Source organism: Xenorhabdus bharatensis, from assembly GCF_037996705.1.
Classification (GTDB): domain Bacteria; phylum Pseudomonadota; class Gammaproteobacteria; order Enterobacterales; family Enterobacteriaceae; genus Xenorhabdus; species Xenorhabdus bharatensis.
Window position 1 is genome coordinate 1 of record NZ_JBBMXG010000049.1, and the last position, 1,592, is coordinate 1,592.

A 1,592-nucleotide genomic window follows, 5' to 3' on the forward strand; every position below is an offset into this window, starting at 1 on the left:
CGTGCATCAATTCAAGCGCTTCTTTTTGGGCATCTGTCAGGGTAATTTTCATGGCGCGATTTTGATCTGATAGGAATGAAAAATCAAGCATCTTCAATGACGATGGGTATAGTTGTTATCATAAATATGACTTATATTGAATGTTTCATTGATAAATGATAATTTAAAAATAAATAACCTCATAGTGATTTATTTTTAAATACATTCACTAAATAAATTACATAATTAATTAAGCGTTATAGGTATTTAATGGCCTTACTCGCACTAAACATATTTAAATTGGACATCAAATAAGTAAATCACCAAAAAATAAATTTTTAAAGAGTAATTATTCAAAATAAAAAATAACACAATTACACTCTGGATTTAAAAAATAAAATCAATATAGTCATAGGATATCAGTAGCTATTTAACACGCTAGAAAAAAACAAACACACTTTTTTTAAATTGTTTTTTCTATAATTATATTTAGGAGTATTAAAGTATGGCTAATAACAGTAGCTATGATGTAGATTCAATTAATGGTAACTTTTTACAGAATACAACATTGCAGAACTCGATTATCAATGACAGCAGTGCGAAAAATCTGACTGTTTCAAACCTGACATTAGCAAATGATGCAACAAAAAACAGTTTAGCCCAGCAAATTTGCGATGCATTAAATACCTGTATTCAATCTGCTCTAACGAAATCTAATATTGCAGACGTAACGCTGACTGATGCTACCCTAATCAACCCAACAATAAACAAAAATTTGAAATTAGATACCGATGCTCTGGCATCATTACTTAAACAGTTAAATGGAGCCAAACTGGAGTCGCTAATCCTGTTAAAAAGTACTTTAGATTCCCCCACAATACAAAATTCTATCACGTTAGATCCGAATGCCTTAGCCTCTTTGATTCAGCAATTAAAAGAGCCATTGAATGATCAAGTTATACCGTTAATACAAAAAGTATTAATGAACGAACCTGTAATAAATAAACCAACAATAAGTGGTGGTTTATTATCAGAAAATGCATTAATTACCAGTAATGAAATAAGTAATAACACTGGAAAAAATAACGCTTTTTCAGCGACTCAGTTAATTGAAGAAACTAATATTGAAGGCCATTTAACACTGGATAATACAGCGCTTAAGGATATATGCAATCAATTATCACCCTGTATACAAGACGAAGTTGATAATTATTTATCGACAACATCAATAATTCCTAAAAATATGTCCGGTTGCGATGGTAATCCATTAAAACCAACCGATAAAATTGCTACTTGTAATATTGTTGATGAAAAAATAAAAAAAGCCACCATCGCTAATCCTAAAATCGTAACAAATTTAATTGGTTGTAATGGTATTGCATTAAAATCCACTGATAAAATTCCGACCTGTGATGTGGTTGATGACAAGATCAAAAAAGCCACCGTATCTAATCCTCAAATCATTACTAATCTAACCGGTTGTGACGGAAATGCACTAAAACCCACTGATAAAATTCCGACCTGTGATGTGGTTGATGACAAGATCAAAAAAGCCACCGTATCTAATCCTCAAATCATTACTAATCTAACCGGTTGTGACGGAAACGCACTAA

General features: G+C 31.3%; 1 protein-coding gene. It reads left to right on the forward strand.

Annotated elements, in window-relative coordinates:
- Positions 1-484 precede the first annotated feature (484 nt).
- The coding region (locus tag AAC855_RS21085) for a hypothetical protein (protein ID WP_340612101.1) at positions 485-1,592 on the forward strand (1,108 nt) is incomplete at its 3' end.